The sequence below is a fragment of the Gilvimarinus sp. 1_MG-2023 genome (assembly GCF_030548285.1).
Window position 1 is genome coordinate 1 of record NZ_JAUOSC010000559.1, and the last position, 326, is coordinate 326.

Genomic DNA, 326 nt, shown 5'->3' on the forward strand with positions numbered 1-326 from the left:
TCGAGGGTGCCGCGGACATAGGAAAGAGTGCAATATTTCTTATCCATGGTGAAACGTTTGTGCACTGTGCAGTTCTGGCGCTCGATCACCATCTTGATGCCCGGCAGATTGAGTTCCTGATAGCGCCCGGCATAGCGACCGCTGCTGACCTGATCAATTGAAATCGGTAGCCAGTCTTGTACCAGCGCCTGCTCCGACGCATCTTGCACTGCAAGATTCTGGAAGTGTATATCAGCGGCTGTGTTCAAGCCGTGGCGAGTCGCAGCGAAGGGCTCTGTTGATGTAATGAGTGCCGGGGTGAGAGCGGAATCATGACAGTCCATAAG

The 326-nt window shown here is 53.7% G+C and carries 1 protein-coding gene; it reads right to left on the bottom strand.

The window, feature by feature from the left end:
* Positions 1-209, bottom strand: a 209-nt coding sequence (locus Q4563_RS18080; protein ID WP_303605486.1) for a hypothetical protein, incomplete at its 3' end; no start/stop codon positions are given.
* Positions 210-326 lie beyond the last annotated feature (117 nt).